Source organism: Saccharopolyspora erythraea (assembly GCF_018141105.1).
GTDB lineage: Bacteria > Actinomycetota > Actinomycetes > Mycobacteriales > Pseudonocardiaceae > Saccharopolyspora_D > Saccharopolyspora_D erythraea_A.
In genome coordinates, this window is the sequence record NZ_CP054839.1 from 3,219,999 (window position 1) to 3,239,101 (window position 19,103).

The 19,103-nt window shown below is 72.2% G+C and carries 7 protein-coding genes and 3 pseudogenes (1 of these 10 only partly in view); 4 read left to right on the forward strand and 6 right to left on the reverse strand.

Annotated elements, in window-relative coordinates; all coding sequences use genetic code 11:
* From HUO13_RS14885 to HUO13_RS14900, 4 genes and pseudogenes are all read left to right on the forward strand, one after another.
* On the forward strand, positions 1–1,169 hold the end of the coding sequence (locus tag HUO13_RS14885) for a type I polyketide synthase (protein ID WP_211901940.1). Its footprint begins 26,662 nt before the window's first position; only the last 1,169 of its 27,831 coding nucleotides appear in the window; the start codon falls outside the window, past its left edge; it ends in the stop codon at positions 1,167–1,169.
* Positions 1,170–1,263: 94 nt separating this feature from the next.
* Entirely contained in the window at positions 1,264–7,662 is a 6,399-nt protein-coding gene (locus HUO13_RS14890) for a type I polyketide synthase (protein ID WP_432757858.1), read from the forward strand.
* 77 nt (positions 7,663–7,739) lie between these two features.
* Positions 7,740–13,742: pseudogene (locus HUO13_RS14895) on the forward strand (type I polyketide synthase); the annotation flags it as partial.
* A gap of 104 nt (positions 13,743–13,846) precedes the next feature.
* On the forward strand, positions 13,847–15,025 hold the full coding sequence (locus HUO13_RS14900; RefSeq protein ID WP_211901943.1) for a cytochrome P450: 1,179 nt from the start codon (positions 13,847–13,849) through the stop codon (positions 15,023–15,025).
* A gap of 212 nt (positions 15,026–15,237) precedes the next feature.
* Here the strand turns inward: HUO13_RS14900 and HUO13_RS14905 are convergent, their stop codons facing one another.
* The 6 genes and pseudogenes from HUO13_RS14905 to HUO13_RS14930 all read right to left on the reverse strand — a co-directional run bounded on the left by HUO13_RS14905 (position 15,238) and on the right by HUO13_RS14930 (position 19,098).
* Positions 15,238–16,101, reverse strand: a complete 864-nt coding sequence (locus tag HUO13_RS14905) for a hypothetical protein (protein WP_211901944.1) — start codon at positions 16,099–16,101, stop codon at positions 15,238–15,240.
* Positions 16,102–16,176: 75 nt separating this feature from the next.
* On the reverse strand, positions 16,177–16,563 hold the full coding sequence (locus tag HUO13_RS14910) for a peptidase inhibitor family I36 protein (protein WP_211901945.1): 387 nt from the start codon (positions 16,561–16,563) through the stop codon (positions 16,177–16,179).
* A gap of 470 nt (positions 16,564–17,033) precedes the next feature.
* Positions 17,034–17,297 (reverse strand): annotated as a pseudogene (locus tag HUO13_RS38350) (IS982 family transposase); the annotation flags it as partial.
* A gap of 13 nt (positions 17,298–17,310) precedes the next feature.
* Positions 17,311–17,505 (reverse strand): annotated as a pseudogene (locus HUO13_RS14920) (transposase); the annotation flags it as partial.
* 187 nt (positions 17,506–17,692) lie between these two features.
* The gene (locus HUO13_RS14925; RefSeq protein ID WP_211901947.1) at positions 17,693–17,890 is read right to left on the reverse strand and encodes a ferredoxin; all 198 of its coding nucleotides are present in this window, start codon (positions 17,888–17,890) and stop codon (positions 17,693–17,695) included.
* Between the two features lie 29 nt (positions 17,891–17,919).
* Positions 17,920–19,098 (reverse strand): cytochrome P450, encoded by a 1,179-nt coding sequence (locus HUO13_RS14930; RefSeq protein ID WP_211901948.1) that lies wholly within the window; start codon positions 19,096–19,098, stop codon positions 17,920–17,922.
* Positions 19,099–19,103: the final 5 nt, after the last annotated feature.

Below are 19,103 nucleotides of genomic sequence, written 5' to 3' on the forward strand. Positions count from 1 at the left end.
TCGAAGCCTGCGACGTGACCGACCGCGCCGAGCTGGCGGCGGTACTCGACCGAATCCCCGAGGAGCACCCGCTGACCGGCGTGGTGCACGCGGCCGGGGTGCTCGACGACGGGATCATCGACGGGCTCGCCCCCGAGCGGTTCGCTCCGGTGCTGCGCACGAAGGTGGCGTCGGCGCTGCATCTCGACGAGCTCACTCGCGACCGCGGTCTGACGGCCTTCGTGCTGTTCTCCTCGGCCGCGGCGGCGGTCGGCAACGCCGGACAGGCCAACTACGCGGCGGCCAACGCGGTGCTCGACGCGCTCGCCGAACGGCGCAGGGCGGAGGGCCTGCCCGCGACGTCCATCGCGTGGGGAGCGTGGGCCGGCGACGGCATGGCCGCCGGGGCGCGGGCCGGCGACGGCGCCCGTCGCACCGGGATCGCCGCCATGGCACCGGAGCTGGCGCTCAAGGCCCTGGGCGAGCTGGCGGTCGGCGACCTCGCCGCTCCGCTCGTGGCCGAAGTGGACATGGACAGGTTCGCGCGGACGTTCACCGTCGCGCGGCCGAGCCCGCTGCTGCGGGACCTGCCCGGCTACGCCGAACCCGCCGCGGCGACCGAACAGGTCCCGGTCGGCGGAGGCTCGTCGCTTCGCGACGAGCTGACCGAGCTGCCCGCGGGACGGCGGATGGACGTGGTGCTGGACCTGGTGCGGGCCCGCTGCGCGGACGTCCTCGGGCACACCGGGGCCGATGCGGTCGGAGCGCAGCGGGCGTTCCGCGACCTCGGGTTCGACTCGCTGGCCGCCGTCGAGCTGCGCAACCGGCTCGGCGCCGCCACCGGCCTGAGCCTGGCCGCGACGCTGGTGTTCGAGCACCCGACGCCGGCCGCGCTGGCCGGGCACCTGCTCGACGAGCTCGGTCTCGACGACGCCGGGTCCGAAGGTCGCCGGGAGGACCCCGGCGGCGTGGGCCGTGAGGAGACCAGGATCCGGCGGCTGCTGGCCGCGGTGCCGCTGGAGCGGCTGCGGGACGCCGGGGTGCTGGATTCGCTGCTCACCCTCGCCGAACAGCAGGGCGCCGACGGCGATGGCACGAACGGAGCGGAGGACGCCGACGAGTCGGTCGACTCCATGGCGCTCGACGACCTGGTGCGCGCGGCGCTGGAGGGCGCCGACGAGACGGACTGACCCGACCGACTGATCCGACCGACTGATCCGAGACCGACGGAGCGGGATGATGACCTCCAACGAGCCGACCGCGCACTCCCGGGTCGAGAAGGCCCTGCGCGCCGCGATGAAGGAGACCGAGCGGCTTCGGCGGCACAACCGGCAGCTGCACGCCGCGCGCACCGAACCGATCGCCATCGTCTCGATGGGATGCCGCTTCCCCGGCAAGGTCTCCTCACCGGAGGACCTGTGGGACCTGGTCGCGGGCGGTGGCGACGCCATCGGCGAGTTCCCCACCGACCGCGGCTGGGACCTGGAGGCGCTGCGGGGCGCCGGCACCGACGAGCGCGGCAACGTCGTCACCCGGCGCGGCGGGTTCCTGGACTGCGCGGCCGACTTCGACCCCGGGTTCTTCGGCATCTCGCCCCGCGAGGCGCTCACCATGGACCCGCAGCAGCGGCTGTTGCTCGAGGTGGCATGGGAGACGATCGAGCGCGCCGGGATCGACGCCACCGGACTGCGCGGCAGCCGTACCGGAGTGTTCGTCGGCACCAACGGGCAGGACTACGCCCACCTGCTGGTGCGCTCGCTGGACGACGCCGACGGCAACGTGGGCACCGGCATCGCGGCCAGCGCCACCTCCGGTCGCCTCGCCTACGAGTTGGGTCTGGAAGGCCCGGCCGTCACCGTGGACACCGCGTGCTCCTCGTCGCTGGTGGCCTTGCACCAGGCGGCACACGCGCTGCGCGCGGGGGAGTGCGAGCTGGCGCTGGCCGGCGGGGTCAACGTGATGTGCACTCCGGGCTCGCTGGTGGAGTTCAGCCGCCAGGGCGGGCTGGCCACCGACGGGCGCTGCAAGGCGTTCTCCGACGCCGCCGACGGGACCGGCTGGTCCGAAGGCGTTGGAGTCCTGCTGCTGGAGCGGGTTTCCGACGCCCGCCGCAACGGGCATCCGGTGCTGGCTCTGCTGCGGGGTTCGGCGGTGAACTCCGACGGTGCGTCGAACGGGTTCACCGCGCCGAGCGGACGGGCCCAGCGGCGGGTGATCGAGCAGGCGCTCACCGCGGCCGATCTGTCCACTTCGGACGTCGACGTGGTGGAGGCGCACGGGACCGGCACGCCGCTGGGTGACCCGATCGAGGCCCGCAGCCTGCTGGCCACCTACGGCGAGGATCGCGAGGTGCCGCTGCTGCTGGGTTCGGTCAAGTCGAATCTCGGGCACACCCAGGCGGCGGCCGGAGTCGCCGGCGTGATCAAGGTGGTGCAGGCGATGCGCCACGGCGTGCTGCCGCGCACGCTGCACGCCGAGCAGCCCTCCTCGCACGTCGACTGGTCCGCCGGTGCGGTCGAGCTGCTGACCGAGACGCGGCCGTGGCCGGTGACCGGCCGTCCGCGCCGGGCGGCGGTCTCCTCGTTCGGGGTGAGCGGCACCAACTCGCACGCCGTCCTGGAGCAGGCCCCCGGCGACGAGGCCGTGGTGGAGCCCGAGCCCGTTCCCGGTGCGGTGCCGTGGATCGTGTCCGGCCGCACCGAGCGGGCGTTGCGGGACCAGGTCGTCGAACTGCTCGCCCGCGTGGACTCCGACCCGGACCTGCGCCCGGCGGACGCGGCGCTGTCGCTGGCCACCGGACGTGCCGCGTTCGAGCACCGGCTCGCCGTCGTGGGCACCGACCGGAGCGAGCTGCGCGACGCGCTGGCGGCGTGGCTCGCGGAAGGCTCCGCCGCTTGGCGCGGAACCGCTGAGCATCCCGCCAAGCTCGCCGTGCTGTTCTCCGGTCAGGGGGCGCAGCGCCCCGGAGCGGGGCGGGAACTGGCCGCGCGGTATCCGGCGTTCGCCGAAGCCCTGGACGAGGTGCTCGCCGAGCTGGACCGCCACCTGGACCGGCCGCTTCGCGAGCTGCTGTTCGCCGAGCCGGGCACCCCGGAGGCCGCGGCGCTGGATCAGACCGCCTACACCCAGCCGGCGTTGTTCGCCGTGGAGGTCGCGCTCTACCGGCTGCTCGAATCCTGGGGAGTGCGGGCCGGCTTCCTCGCGGGCCACTCGGTCGGCGAGATCAGCGCCGCGCACATCGCCGGCGTGCTGTCGTCGGCCGACGCCGCCGAGCTGGTCGCCGCCCGCGGGCGGCTGATGCAGGCCCTGCCCGCGGGCGGTGCGATGGTGTCCGTGCGGGCGAGCGAGGACGAGGTGGCGGCCCTGCTCGGCCCCGACGTGGCGATCGCGGCGGTGAACGCGCCCGGCGCGGTGGTCCTGTCCGGAGTCACCGAGGCGGTGGAGCGCATCGCGGCGGTGTTCGAGGAGCGCGGTCGCAGGACCAGGAGGCTCACCGTCAGCCACGCGTTCCACTCGCCGTTGATGGAGCCGATGCTGGCGGAGTTCCGCTCGGTGGTGCGGCGGCTGTCGTTCGGCAGGCCCCGGCTTCCCGTCGTGTCGACGCTGACCGGGCGCGTGGCCACCGCCGCCGAGCTGGCCGACCCCGAGCACTGGGTGCGCCACGTGCGGGAGGCCGTGCGTTTCGCCGACGCAGTGCAGGCTCTCGCCGCCGAAGGCGCCTCGGTGTTCGCGGAGGTGGGCCCGGACAGCGCGCTGGCGGGGATGGCGTCGGACTCGCTGGAGCCCGGCACGCCGGTGGTCCCGGTGCTGCGCCGCGACCGCGACGACCGGACCGCGGCCGTGACCGCGCTGGCGGGGCTGCACGCGCACGGCGTGGAGGTCGACTGGAGCGGTTTCTTCGCCGGTTCCGGTGCCCGGCGGGTGGACCTGCCGACCTACGCCTTCCAGCACGAGCGGTTCTGGCCGCGGGCGGCGGTCGATCGCGGCGACGCGAGCGGGCTCGGCCTGACCAGTGCCGATCACCCGCTGCTGGGGGCCGCGGTCGAACTCGCGGGCAGCGGCGAGCTGCTGTTCACCGCACGGCTGTCGCTGGCTTCGCACCCGTGGCTGGCCGACCACGTCGTCGGCGGTCACATCATGTTCCCCGGCACGGGATTCCTGGAGCTCGCCGTGCGCGCGGCCGACCAGGCCGGCTGCGCGCAGGTCCGCGATCTCACTCTGGCCGCGCCGATGGTGCTGCCCGCGCAGGGCGCGTTGCGGGTGCAGCTGCGCGTCGGTGCGGCTGACGAGTCCTGCGAACGCGAGCTGCGCGTGCACTCCCGGCCCGCCGACGATCCAGGGGGCGAGTGGACCCAGCACGCCACGGGCACGCTCACCGAAGCCGAGCACGTGCTGGACTTCGACACCGGCACCTGGCCACCCCCTGGCACATCCGAAGTGGACATCGCGGGCATCTACGACGACTACGCCGCCAGTGGCCTCACCTACGGGTCTTTGTTCCGCGGTCTGCACGCGGTGTGGCAGGGCGATGGCGAGTTCTTCGCCGAAGTGCGGCTTCCGCAGCGCACCGAGGACGCCGAGCGGTACGGGGTGCATCCTGCGCTGCTCGACGCGGTCCTGCACGCCACGGTGTTCGCACTGTCCGAAGGGGATGGTCGTGGACTCCTGCCGTTCTCCTGGAGCGGCGTCTCGCTGCACGCGAGCGGAGCCGCGGCACTGCGGGTGCGCATCGTCAAGAACGCCGAGGACTCCGTGCGGATCGTGGCCGCGGACCCGCACGGCGTTCCGGTGTTGTCGGTGGATTCGCTGGTGGTGCGCGAGGTATCCGATCGGCCGAGCACGACCCGCCCGGACGAGTCGAAGTCGCTGTTCCACGTCGACTGGGTGCCGCACGAGGCCGGACCCGTGTCCGGCACGTGGGCGGTGCTGGGGCTAGACGAGTGGGGCCTGCGGCTCGGCGAGCCGGTCCCGGCGTTAACGGAGCTGCCGGATCCGGTGCCGGAGGCGGTCGCGGTGCCGCTGGTGGGCGGCAACGACGTCCAGGCGGTGCACGCGGTGAACCGCAGGGTGCTGGAGCTGGTCCAGCAATGGCTCGGCGACGACCGGTTCGCCCACTCCCGCATGGTGTTCGTGACGCGTGCGGCGGTGGACGGCGACGGGCCGAGCGACCTCGCGGCGGCCTCGGCGTGGGGTCTGGTGCGCTCCGCGCAGGCCGAGTACCCGGGGCGCTTCCTCCTGGCCGACCTCGACGGCACGGCCGAGTCCATGGCCGCCCTGCCCGCGGTGCTCGGCCTGGGGGACCAGGACGAGCCGCAGGCGGTCCTGCGCAACGGACGGTTGCACGTGGGCAGGCTCGCCCCTCTCGCCGACGGCGAGGCGCTCGTGCCGCCCGCCGGCACCGCGTGGCGGCTCGACAGCACGCGCAAGGGCAGCCTCGACGGACTCACCCTCGTGCCCTGCGCGGTCGAGCCGCTCACCGGCCGCGACGTGCGGGTGCGGATCGAGGCCGCGGGCGTGAACTTCCGCGACGTGCTCAACGCGCTCGGCATGTACCCCGGAGAGGCCGGGCTGTTCGGTTCCGAAGCCGCGGGCGTGGTCGTGGAGACCGGCCCCGAGGTGCGGGACCTGCGGGTCGGCGACCGGGTGATGGGCATGCTCTTCGGTGGGTTCGGCCCGCAGGGGACCATCGACGAGCGCTTCCTGACCCCGGTGCCGCGGGAGTGGTCCTGGACGACTGCCGCCTCGGTACCGCTGGCGTTCCTCACCGCCTACCACGGGCTGGTCGACCTCGCCGGGCTCGGCGCGGGGGAGCGGGTGCTGGTCCACGCCGGTGCCGGCGGCGTCGGCATGGCCGCGATCCAGATCGCGCGGCACCTCGGCGCGGAGGTGTTCGCCACCGCGAGCGAGGGCAAGTGGGACGCGCTGCGGGAGCTGGGCGTGGCCGACGACCACATCGCCTCCTCCCGGACCACCGGCTTCGAGGGCGAATTCGCGGAGGTGGCAGGGGAACGCGGCATCGACGTCGTGCTCAACGCGCTCTCCGGCGAGTTCGTCGACGCCTCCGCGCGGCTGCTCGGCGACGGCGGCCGGTTCATCGAGCTGGGCAAGACCGACATCCGCGAGGACCTTCCCGGCGCCGACTACCGGGCCTTCGACCTCGGCCTGGTCGATCCGGACCGCATCCAGGCGATGCTCCGCGAGCTGGTGGCGCTGTTCGAGGACGCCGCGCTGCGCCCGCTGCCGGTGCGCTCCTGGGACGTGCGCCGCGCCCCCGAGGCGTTCCGGGAGATGAGCCTGGCCCGCCACATCGGCAAGATCGTGCTCACGGTGCCCCGTGCCTGGGACCCGGACGGCACCGTTGTGATCACCGGTGGCACCGGCGGGCTCGGCGGTGTGCTCGCCCGTCATCTCGTCGCCGAGCACGGCGTGCGGCACCTGGTGCTGGCCGGCAGCCGCGGTCCGGACGCTCCCGGAGCGGAGGGCCTGCGCGCGGAACTGCTCGACCACGGCGCGGAGGTCACCGTGGCCGCGTGCGACGTCGCCGACCGCGACGCCGTGCGCGAGCTGGTCGCCGCGGTGCCGGCCGAACATCCGCTCACCGCCGTGGTGCACGCCGCCGGAGTCCTCGACGACGGCGTCGTCGAGTCGCTCACGCCGCAACGGCTGGAGGCGGTGCTGCGGCCCAAGGTCGACGGTGCGTGGAACCTGCATGAGGCGACCCGGGACCTGGACCTGGCGGCGTTCGTCGTCTACTCCTCGGCCTCCGGTGTCATGGGCAGCCCCGGGCAGGCCAACTACGCGGCGGGCAACGCCTACCTCGACGCGCTGGCCGCGCACCGGCGCGCCGCGGGGCTGCCCGCGGTGTCGCTGGCCTGGAGCGCTTGGGAGCAGAGCACCGGCATGACCGCCGGGCTCGACGACCGGGACCTGCGCCGCATCAACGACAACGGCGTACCTCCGCTGCCGGTCGAACGCGGCCTGGCCCTGTTCGACGCGGCGATCGGCGCGGACGAGCCGCTCGTGGTCCCGCTGGGCATCACCGGCGGCACCGACCGGGTCCGCGGCGATGTGCCCGCACTGTTGCGCGGACTCGTCCGGTCCGCCCGCCGCACGGTGGCCGGCAGTGCGGACTCCGCGGCGCGCGGTGCGCTGGCGGAGCGTCTGTCCGGGCTTGATCCCGAAGCGCGTGAGCAGGAACTGCTGGGACTGGTGCGCGCGGAGGCGGCGGCGGTGCTCGGACACGGCTCCACCGACGCGATCGGCGCGGAGCGGGAGTTCCGCGCGCTCGGCGTCGACTCGCTGACCGCCGTCGAGCTGCGCAACCGGATCGCCGCGGTCACCGGTGTCCGGCTGCCGTCCACGCTGGTGTTCGACCACCCGACGCCGCTGGCCGTGGCGGTGCTGCTGGCCGAGAGCCTCGGCGGCGGGCCGCAGGAGGGTGCGGCCGCGTTGCTGGCCGGACTCGACCGGATCGAACGCGCCCTGGACGGCAGTGGTCCCGGCGAGGAGGTCCGCGGCGAACTCGCGACGCGGCTGCGCCGCCTGCTGGAGCGCTGCGGCGACGGCTCCGGCGCAGACGGCGGCGTGGACGAACCCGCGATCGGCGACCGCCTCCAGACGGCCAGCGCAGACGAGGTGCTGGCGTTCATCGACAACGAACTCGGCAGGCGGAACGAGGGCTGAGCGCCACCGCCGTACCCGGGCCGCTCGCCAGCGCGGCGAAGGTCCCCTTCGCGGGCAGAGAGGAAGGTGCACCGACGATGCCGGACGAAAGCACGCTCGTCGACTACTTGAAGTGGGTCACCGCGGACCTGCACGAGACGCGTCGGCGCCTCCAGGAGGCCGAGTCCGGCAGGCACGAGCCGGTCGCGATCGTCGGGATGGCCTGCCGGTTCCCCGGCGCCGCCGACTCACCGGAGCGGCTGTGGGACCTGGTGGGCGCGGGCGGGGACGCGATCTCCGGGTTCCCCGACGACCGGGGCTGGGACCTCGACGAGCTCGGCGGCGGTCGCAGCGCCACGAAGCGGGGCGGTTTCCTGCGCGCGGCGGCCGACTTCGACGCGGGTTTCTTCGACATCTCGCCGCGGGAGGCGGTCGCGATGGACCCGCAGCAGCGCCAGGTGCTGGAGGTGTCCTGGGAGGCGCTGGAGCGCGCCGGGATCGACGCCAAGCGGTTGCGCGGAAGCCGGACCGGGGTGTTCGTCGGCACCACCGGGCAGGACTACATCCACCTGCTGCTGTCGTCCGGGCAGGACATGGAGGGGCACGCCTCCACCGGCATGGCCGCCAGCGTGCTGTCCGGCCGTCTGGCGTTCGCGCTGGGGCTGGAGGGCCCGGCGCTCACGATCGACACCGCCTGCTCGTCGTCGCTGGTCGCACTGCACCTGGCCGCGCAGTCGCTGCGCGGCGGGGAATGCTCGCTGGCCCTGGCCGGGGGCGTGACGGTGATGAGCACGTCGGCGAACTTCTCCTCGTTCAGCAGGCAGGGCGGGCTCGCCCCGGACGGGCGGTGCAAGGCGTTCTCCGACGACGCCGACGGCACCGCCTGGTCGGAAGGCGTGGGCGTCCTGGTGGTGGAGAAGCTCGCCGACGCCCAGCGCAACGGCCATCCGGTGCTGGCGGTGCTGCGCGGTTCCGCGGTGAACCAGGACGGCGCGTCCAACGGGCTCACCGCACCGAACGGACCCGCGCAGCAACGGGTCGTCCGGCAGGCGCTGGCCAGTGCCGGTCTGTCCCCCGCCGACGTGGACGCGGTCGAGGCGCACGGCACCGGTACCGCGCTGGGCGACCCGATCGAGGCGCAGGCGCTGCTGGCGACCTACGGCCGGGATCGCCAGGTTCCGCTGCTGCTCGGGTCGGTGAAGTCGAACCTCGGGCACACCCAGGCCGCGGCCGGAGTCGCCGGCGTGATCAAGGTGGTGCAGGCGATGCGGCACCGCGAGCTGCCGCCGACCCTGCACGTCAACGCACCGTCGCCGCACGTGGACTGGGACACCGGTGCGGTGGAGCTCGTGACCGCGCGCACCCGGTGGCCGGACGTCGACCGGCCGCGCCGCGCCGGGGTCTCGTCCTTCGGCATCAGCGGTACCAACGCGCACGTCGTCCTCGAGGAGGGCCCCGAGCCGGAGGGCGACGGAGTCGAGCGGGACCAACCGAGACCGGCGGCGGTGCCGTGGCCGGTGTCCGCCCGCACCGCGCATGCCCTCGCCGCCCAGGTCGAGCGGATCACCGCGCTGCACGAGCGGCAACCGCACCTCGATCCGGTGGACGTCGGTTTCTCCTTGGCGACGGGGCGTTCGGCATTCGAGCACCGGGCCGTGCTGCTGGCCGCCGGGTCCAGAGTGGACGAGGTCGCCCGCGGCGTCGTCGGCACCTCGACCGGCAAGCTCGCCTTCCTGTTCTCCGGGCAGGGCTCGCAGCGCCTCGGCATGGGCCGCGAGCTCCACGGCCGCTTCCCGGTGTTCGCCGAGGCGTTGGAGAAGGTGCTCTCCGAGCTCGACCGCCACCGCGCCTCGCCGCTGCGCGATGTGATCTGGGGTGAGGACCACGCGGCGCTGGACGACACCGGCAACACCCAGCCCGCCCTGTTCGCCGTCGAGGTCGCCCTGTTCCGCCTGGCCGAATCGCTCGGGATCAAGCCCGACCTGCTGGCAGGGCACTCGATCGGCGAGATCTCGGCCGCGCACGTCGCCGGGGTGCTCTCCCTCGAGGACGCCGCGCGGCTGGTGTCGGTCCGCGCGCGGTTGATGCGGGAGCTGCCGACCGGCGGTGCGATGGTCGCCGTGGAGGCGACCGAGGAGGAGGTCGCACCGACGCTGAGCGCCGAGGTGTCGATCGCGGCGGCCAACGGCCCGCGTTCGGTGGTCGTGTCGGGCGCGGAGGACGCAGTGCTCGCCGTGGCGGGGCGGCTGGAGGCCGAGGGACGCCGGACCAAGCGGCTGCGCACCAGCCACGCGTTCCACTCGGCGCTGGTGGAGCCGATGCTCGCCGGATTCCGCGCGGAGATCGCGGCGTTGTCCTTCGCCGAGCCCGCGATCCCGGTGGTGTCGAACCTGACCGGTGAGGTCGCCACGGCCGCCGAGCTGCGGACCGCGGAGTACTGGGTGCGGCACGCGCGGGAGGCCGTGCGGTTCGCCGACGGCGTGCGCGCACTGGCCGCGCAGGGTGCCTCGACGTTCCTGGAGATCGGCCCGGACGGCGTGCTTTCGGCGATGGCGCAGGAATCCCTGCCCGAGACCGCCGCAGTCGTCTCCGCGCTGCGCGGGGACCGGCCGGAGGAGTCCGCGTTCGCGAGTGCGCTCGGTTGCCTGCACGTGCGCGGACACCACGTGGACTGGGCGGAGTACTTCGCCGGTACCGGGGCCGGGCGGGTGGACCTGCCGACCTACGCCTTCCAGCACCAGCGGTACTGGCCTTCTCCCGCCGCGTCCACCGGGGACGCCACCGGACTCGGGCTGCGCCGCGTCGAGCACCCGCTGCTCGGCGCCGCGACCGGCGTGGCAGGCAGTGGCGAACTGCTGCTGACCGGGCGCCTGTCGGCGAAGACGCACCCCTGGCTCAGCGGAGACCGGGTGCCCGAAGCGGTGCTGGCCGAACTCGCGATCCGGGCAGGCGACGAGACCCGGTGCGCCCGGGTGCGGGCCCTGTCCGTCGAAGCACCGCTCAACGCGGGCGAACCGCAGTCGGTGCAGGTCAAGGTCGCCGAACCGGACGAGACGGGACAGCGCGGGTTCACCGTGCACGCTCGTCCGGCCGATGCGCGGGAGCAGTCGTGGATCGCGTGCGCGAGCGGCGTCCTCGTCGCGGACGCGGAGCCGGTCGACTTCGACGTGGCCGTGCCCGCGGAGGCTGAGCCGGTGGCGCTGGAGGACGGGGCTGTGGACGACGGCCTGCGTGCCGCGTGGCGGCACGACGGCGCGGTCTTCGCCGAAGTGGCGCTCCCCACCGGGGTCGAGGCCACCGACGGCCACGGTATCCACCCGCTGCTGCTGGACGCCGCGGCGCGGGCCGCCGCGCTCGCCGATCCCGAAGCGGCCGCCGCGGGCACGTCGGCGGCCCGGCCGGTCGAGTGGCGCGGGATGTCCCTGCACGCCACCGGTGCCACTGCGCTGCGCATCCGGGCGACATCGGGTGAGGGAGTCGAGCTCGTCGCCGTCGACACCCAGGGCAACCCGGTGCTCAGCGTGGAGTCCCTGACCTTCGGTGATCCCGGCGAGGCAACGGAGACGTCACCTGCCGCTGAGCAGAGCTCGCTGTTCGGGGTGCGGTGGCTGCCGTCTCCCGTGCCCGAGTCGGTGCGCGGGAAGCGCTGGGCGATCATCGGAGGTGACGAGTTCGACCTCGCCTACGCGTTGCACCGCGCGGACGAGGAAGTCATCGGCTACGCCGAGACCCTGGACGGGGTCGGCGCGCTCCCGGACGCTTTCCTGGTACCGATCCGCGGCGACTCGGCCGGTCCGCGGGCGGTGCACGAGCTGACCCACCGCGCGCTGGCGCTGCTCCAGGAATGGCAGTCCGACCAGCGGTACGCCGGCACCCACCTGGTCTTCGTCAGCAGCGGCGCGGTCGCGGTGGACGCCGAACCCGTCACCGACCCGGCAGCCGCCGCCGTGTGCGGGCTCGTCCGGTCCGCGCAGGCCGAGAACCCCGGACGGCTTCTGCTGGCCGACCTCGACGACGCGTTCACCTCGGCGGCGCTGCTGCCGGGCCTGCTCGGCACCGACGAGCAGCAGTTCGCTCTGCGGCAGCGCGAGGCCCGGGCAGCCCGGCTGCTGCCGCTGGAAGGCACCGGTGAGGATCAGCCCGGGTGGGACGCCGAAGGCACGGTCCTGATCACCGGCGGCACCGGCGGGCTGGGCGCGGAGCTGGCCCGGCACCTGGTGTCCGAGCACGGTGTGCGCCACCTGGTGCTGGCCGGCCGGCGGGGACCGGACGCGCCCGGCGCGCTGGAGCTGCGCGCCGAACTCACCGCGCACGGGGCCGAGGTGCGGGTCGCCGCGTGCGACGTCGCCGACCGCTCCGCGCTGGAGGACCTGCTGGCCGGAATCGCCCCCGAGCACCCGCTGAGCGTGGTCGTGCACACCGCGGGGGTGCTCGACGACGGCGCGATCGGTTCGCTGACACCGGAGCGGCTGGACGGAGTGCTGGCGCCGAAGGCCGACGCGGCGTGGCACCTGCACGAGCTCACCCGCGACCTGCCGCTGGCGCGGTTCGTGCTGTACTCCTCGGCCTCCGGTGTCCTGGGCGGTCCCGGCCAGGGCAACTACGCCGCGGGCAACGCCTTCCTCGACGCGCTGGCCCGGTTCCGCCGCGACCAGGGACTGACCGCGACATCGCTGGCCTGGGGTCCGTGGGCGCAGACCAGCGGTATGACGGGCGAACTCAGCGCGACCGATGTGCAGCGCATGGCTGACTCGGGTTTGCCACCGCTGTCCGTGGAGCAGGGCTTGGCGCTGTTCGACGCGGCGCTGCGCCGCGACGAGGAGCTGGTGGTGGCGATCCGCACCAACGCCACCGGGGTGCGGGCGCCGGGGCACGTTCCGTCCGTGCTGCGCGAACTGGTTCCCACACGACGCCGCGCCGCGGCCTCCTCCGGGTTCTCGCAGGAGACGCTGCGGGACCGTTTGCGCGAGACCACCCCGGCCGGGCGGGAGGAGCTGATCACCGGCCTGGTCGTCGAGCAGGCGGCGGCGGTCCTGGGCCACCGCGACACCTCCGCCGTGGACGCCGAGCGAGAATTCCTGGAGCTGGGCTTCGACTCGCTGATCGCGGTGGAGCTGCGCAACCGGCTCGGCGAGGCGCTGGACCTGCGGCTGGCCTCGTCGGTCGTGTTCGACACCAGGACCCCGGCCGCGCTTGCCCGCTGGCTGCGCAACGAGATGCAGGACCAGTGGGCAACGGCCGGGCAGGCCCAGGGGGGCAACCCCAACGACACCCTCGTGAACCTCTTCCTGACGGGCGTGCATTCGGGCAAGCAGAAGGAATCCATGCGCATGCTCGGTGCGGTCGCCGCCACCCGTCCGACGTTCGAGACCCCCGCGGAGCTCGACGTGCTGCCCGAACCCGTCACACTGTCCGACGGGCCCACCGATCCGCGGCTGATCTGTGTCAGCTCGCCGGGAGCCACCGGCGGGGTGCACCAGTACGCCCGGATCGCCGCGCACTTCCGCGGCAGCAGGCACGTCTCGGCGCTGCCGCTGGTCGGCTTCGGTGCGGGGGAGAACCTTCCCGAGGACGGCACCGCCGCGATTCGTTCGGTGGCCGAAAGCGCCCTGCACGGCAGCGAAGGCGACCCGTTCGTGCTGGTCGGGCACTCCACCGGCGGGACCATCGCCTACCACGCGGCCGGGATGCTGGAGGCGACCTGGGGAGTGCGGCCGGAGGCGGTGATCCTGCTGGACACGCTGAGCCTGCGCTACGACGAGAGCGACGACGTCGACTACGACGAGGTGGCCCGCTACTACCTGGCCGACATCGACTCGCCCTCGGTCAAGCTCAACAGCGCCCGCCTGTCGGCGATGGTGCACTGGTACGACAAGGTCGTCGCGATCAGCGACGCACCGGTGACCACCGCGCCGACGCTGCTGGTGCAGTGCTCCGTGCCGCTGCCGGGCAGCCGCGGCAGCACGCCGAAGCCGCCGATCGACACCGACGCGGTGCGCACCGTCGAGGCCGACCACCTCTCGCTCGCCAAGGAGCACTCCGACCGCACCGCCGGGATCATGCGCGACTGGCTGGCCGGGTTGGTTCCCGTCGAACGCTGACTCCGCCGCTCGCCGCGGCCCGGCCACCGCCACGCGCTGTCTCCGGCCGACGTCGTCCGGACACCGATATCCGCCTACCCCTCCACATCGGGAAGGAACCGCCCATGAGCGAATTGCCCGAGCTCGGCACCGGCCCGTCGGCCATGCTTCGCCCGCCACAGCAACTGCGCGACCTGCAGGCGCGGGCACCCGTGTGCAAGGTCCGCACTCCCGCCGGTGACGAGGCGTGGCTGGTGACCCGGCACGACACGGTCAAGCAGTTGCTCAAGGACGAGCGGCTCAACCGCTCGCACCCGGACCCGCCGTCGGCGCCCCGCTACGTCGACACCCCGTTCTTCAACCTGCTGATCACCGACACCGATCCGGAGCGGGCGCGGCAGCTGCACGCCGAGATGCGCTCGCTGCTGACGCCGAGCTTCTCCGCGCGCCGGCTGGCCCGGCTGCGCCCGAAGGTCGAGGCGCTCGCCGAGGAGACGGTGCAGGCGCTGCTGGCCCAGGGCCCGCCCGCTGACCTGCACTCGGTGTTCTCGCAGCCGTTCGCGTTGAACGTGCTCTACGAGCTGATCGGAGTGCCTGCCGAGGACCGGCTCAGGATCGTCGAGCTGATGGGGCGGATGGCGGTGCTCGACGACCCCGCCGCGGCCGAGCGGGGCGCCGAGGAGCTGTTCGGCTACCTGGCGGAGCTGGTCGGGCGCAAGCGCGGCAGGCCCGGTGAGGACGTGATCTCGCGGCTGTGCGAGGCCGGGGTGGACGACGAGCGCATCGGCACGCTCGCCGCGGGCGTGCTGTTCGCGGGCCTGGACAGCGTGATCAGCCACATCGACGTGGGCGTGCTGGTGCTGTCGAACAACCCGGAGATGCGGGACGCCGCGATGCGCGAAGCCGGTGCGATGGCGATCGCGGTGGAGGAGGTGCTGCGCGCGGCCAAGGCGGGCAGCTCGATGCTGCCGCGCTACGCCACCGCCGACGTGGAGGTCGGGGGCACGACCATCCGCGCGGGTGACTTGGTGCTCCTGGACTTCACGCTGTCGAACTTCGACGACGCGGCCTTCGACCGGCCGGACGAGTTCGACATCACGCGCGCGCCCAACTCGCATCTGACCTTCGGGCACGGCATCTGGCACTGCATCGGCGCACCCCTGGCACGGGTGGAGCTGCAAACCGCGTTCAGCACCCTGTTCGGCCGCATCCCGACCCTGCGGGTCGCGGTGCCCGCCGAGGAACTGCGGATGGAGACGGGGCAGCTGTCCGGTGGTCTGCTGGAGCTGCCGGTGACCTGGTGATCCCCGAGCTTGAGCCGCGGTGCGGCTTGCGGCCGGTGCGCCGGAGGAACGCCTACTTCGCGGCCCTGGTGCTCACGAGCGCCAGGGCACGGCGAGGGTGGGGGGCGAGTCAGACGCGGTCCGGCTCCGCGCGATGGGTCCGATCCGCTGGCACAACCTCCACGCCATCCCGAAACGCCGCTTCGCGCCCGACTCCACAATCCGCCGACCGATTACCTTCCCAACACGGCTTTAGCGGCAGCAATGTGCCGCTGCCCCGCGGCTGCCAACTCCGCAAAGTATTCGGGGTGCTCCCGTATCGCGTTCTGCTGGAGCTTCTTTTCCGCTTCGAACCATATCCCCACAAGCCCGACACGCTGCTTGCAACGCACGTCGGCCCTGGCTGCGACTACTTCCTCCTTGGACGCGAGTTCGCCACCCTCCTTCCACCACCGGTCGTCACCCGCGGCCTCATACGGGTTCGAGTAGTCGAAGCCCGCACTGCTCATGCATTCACTCCATTCGCGCAAAGCTCGGGCTACCTCGGGCTCCGTTTGCGATTCGGCCATGATCTTCTCGCCCAGGCCGTTGAACAGATCTGTGCTGACATCGGAATCAGCCTCACGAACCAGCGTCTTGTAAGCCAGGGCACTGCACCCGACCTCGGGGTCGCCCAAAGCTTCGGCTTCCTTCTCGGCAAGTCCTGCTTGCCGGACTTCCTCTTTCTTGGCGATCCCGTACGGATCGGGCATGTGCTCGTTCACGTGGTAGCCCAGCCGATCAGCGACGAGAGGCTCGATGACACCGTAGCGGCGTCGGTTCTTCACCTCCTCGGCATCAGTCGGCCGGTCGATGACCGGGTACTCCAGCCCCCGGTCCCGCATGCACTCGCGAGCGAGCACGTCCTGCGCATCGGATATGGTGTAGTAGTCACTGAGAGAGAGTTCGTAGGAATCGAACGGCAGCACGATGTTCCGCGCCTGATGAGAGGGCTCAGGTGCGATCGTGTCGCCGGCTTCGGATTCCGCGGTCGAGGTGGAGCACCCTGCGACCAGCCACAGGGCTGCCAGAAGCAGGACCGGGCGGCGTGCTGACATGTGACTGAACCCCCTTGCGGGACGACGTGGGGGCACCAGCAATGGTGCCGGCGCCCCCACTCATTGGTCGGGTGCTCAGCGGAACCTGAGCGAGCTGGCCATGTTGTCGAACCCGTTGTTCGTCAGGTCGCTGTCGACCGAATACGGCTTGGCGTAATAGGTCCTTCCCGCATAGCCCTTGTGCTCGTACATCACGACTTCACGGGAGGTCTCGTTCTTCATCGAACTCGCCCCGTCGTTGACCGAGTTTCCGGCGTTCGTCCAGTAGTTGTTGGTGAAGGTCCAGTCGGTGTTGGAAAACCCGTACCAGCCCCCCTTGTAGTCGTCGTGCTGGTAGACCCAGAACTTTCCAGCCTGGGCCTCCGCGGCGTCGTCCGCGGCCGCGGCCACCGGAGCAAAACCGGCCATCGCTGCTCCAGTCAGAGCCGCCATGCCGAGCAAAGAAATTGTCCTGCGCTTCATTTTCATCCTCATTTCAGTAATGGCAAGACTGTCGATCCCGGTACTGAAACCGCCAGGTGCGATCTCCTTTCTTGTCCAGCCGGATCTCCCGCAGTGAACGACTCCGGCCGATAGATTGCTCCCCCGCTGCGAGCATCGGATCCCCGAAATTCCGATGGCGACAATCATTTCAGCAGGGTGCGGTGCCCGGTCGCTAGCAACCAAGGCGGCATTTCGCATCTACGAAAGTAGGTCGCTGATGGTGCACCACTACATCCTTTGTTGATTACTGGGCCGAAACGGTGACTTCGACGGTGTGAAGCGGCACGGCCGGACAACCTCATGGCAGAACGCCGTACAGGTTGCTCTCCCGCGAACCTGAACGGCGTGGCCGTATCCGGCGATCTGCTCTCGGCCTTCGACGGACCCGTCGAACTGGTGCTGGAACGCGGCTGCCGCCGATGCTGGATGGTTGATTCCCCGAGTTCTCGGTGGTCGTAGGCGACGAGGGAACGTTTGACCGGGGCGTTGGTGGCCCAGTTGTGCCAGATGGCCGCGGCCAGGGCGACGATGCGCTGGGCGGTGCGAGTCATGATCCCGGCCGGGGTTCGGGCGCCGTGGCCCTCGATCGAGAGCCGGGCCTTGGCGGTGTTGATGATCGACTCGGTGCGTTGCCGGATCAGCGCGAGGTTGCCGTGACGGCAATTCTCATCGCGGCGGTCGGGCCGGATGAAGGTGATGCCGAGTTCGGCGATGCCGCGCTGGAAGTCTCAAGGCATGCATGTTCCCATCCGGCAATCGTTCAGCCATCGGCTGAATCGACTTCCGCGGGCCATCCAGCATCAACCCGCGCAGATAACAGTCCTCCTGCCGCCGCTGATCCTTCCGCGCCACCGAGGCGAACACCTTGCCCACAAACTCGCTCAGCTCACCCCGAAGCCGTTCCACGGCGGCAAGATCCACACCGAGATCAGCGCGGGTACTCGACTGTGGTGCGCACCTGCGACTCGGTGGTGATGTTCTGGGCTACGGCCGCGTAGATGGGCCTACCGCCGCGTGCTCTTCGCCGAGCACCTCTGACGCGGCCGATCAAGTTGCGTTCGGCTTCCGACGCCGCAGCGCCGGAAGTCGAACGGCGAGCCGACGAGGCTCAACCCTCTCGCACGGTGATCGCCTGCGCCGGGCAGATCCGCTCGGCCTGCACGACCTCCGCCGCCTGGTCGGCGTCGGGGTTCGCCTCCAGCACCGTCACGATGCCGTCGTCGTCCTGGTCGAAGACGTCGGGGGCGGAGAGCACGCACTGGCCCGCGCCCACGCAACGTTCGGTGTCGACACTGATCTCAACCATGAGTCCTCCTCGCGGGTCGGGAAGTCCGTTCACCATTGGACCGGCAGCGAGTGCAGCCCGAAGAGCACGCCGTCGTACTTGAACGGCAGTTCCGCTGCCGGCCGCGCGAGCCGCAGGCCGGGGATGCGGTCGAAAAGCGCCTGGTAGGCCGCTTCCATCTCGATGCGGACCAGGTTCTGCCCGAGGCACTGGTGCACGCCGTAGCCGAACGCCACGTGGTGGCGCGCCTTGCGGCCGGGGTCGAACCGGTGCGGGCAGCCGAAGGCGCCCTCGTCGTGGTTGGCCGCGGCGACCAGCGGCACGATGCCCTCACCCGCCCTGATCAGCTGTCCGCTGACATCGAGGTCCTCGGTGGCGACCCGAAGCGCCACGAGGTCGGCCACCGAGTGCAGGCGCAGCAGTTCCTCGACCACCCCGGCGTCGCCGATCCACTGCGGGTGCATGAGCAGAGTGAGCACGCCGAGGGCGATGTTGTTGGCGGTCGTCTCGTGTCCTGCGATCAGCAGCAGCATCGACACCCCGGACAGCTCCGCGGGCGTGATCGTGCCCGCGGCCAGCAACCGGCTGATCAGGTCGTCGCCCGGGCGCTTCCGCTTGATCGCGATCAGCCGGTCGAGGTAGCGCAGCAGCTGCTTGGTGGCGGCCTCGCGCTGCTGGTCGGTGGAGGTCGTGGTGACCAGGACCCGTGTCCTGGACTCGAAGAAGTCCCGATCGACCTCCGGCACCCCGAGCAGGCCGGAGATCACCAGCGACGGCACCGGCAGCGCGAAGTCGGCGACCAGGTCGGCGGTGCCGCCCGCGGCGAGCATCGCGTCGATGCGGTCGCCGACGATCCGCTCGACCACCGGGCGCAGCTGCCGGATGCGGCGCACCGAGAACTCCGGGATCAGGGTCTTGCGGAACCGGTCGTGCTCCGGCGGGTCCAGCGCGACGAACCAGCCGGGCATGGTGTCCGGCGAGGGCACCCCGCCGGTCCTGCCCAGCAGGCTGGGGAAGCCGTCGTGGTCCGGGTTGGAGCTGACGCGGGGGTCGGTGAGCACCGTGCGCACGTCCTCGTGCCGGGTCACCAGCCACACCGCCGCGCCGGTGGGCAACCGGGAGCGGACCAGGCCGGGCTGCTCGCGGAAGTGCGCGTACTCCGGGGGAGGGAACGCGACGCCGGGACGCCGCATCGGGAAGTCGGCAAGACTCGTATCGGTTCCGGTCATGGCCC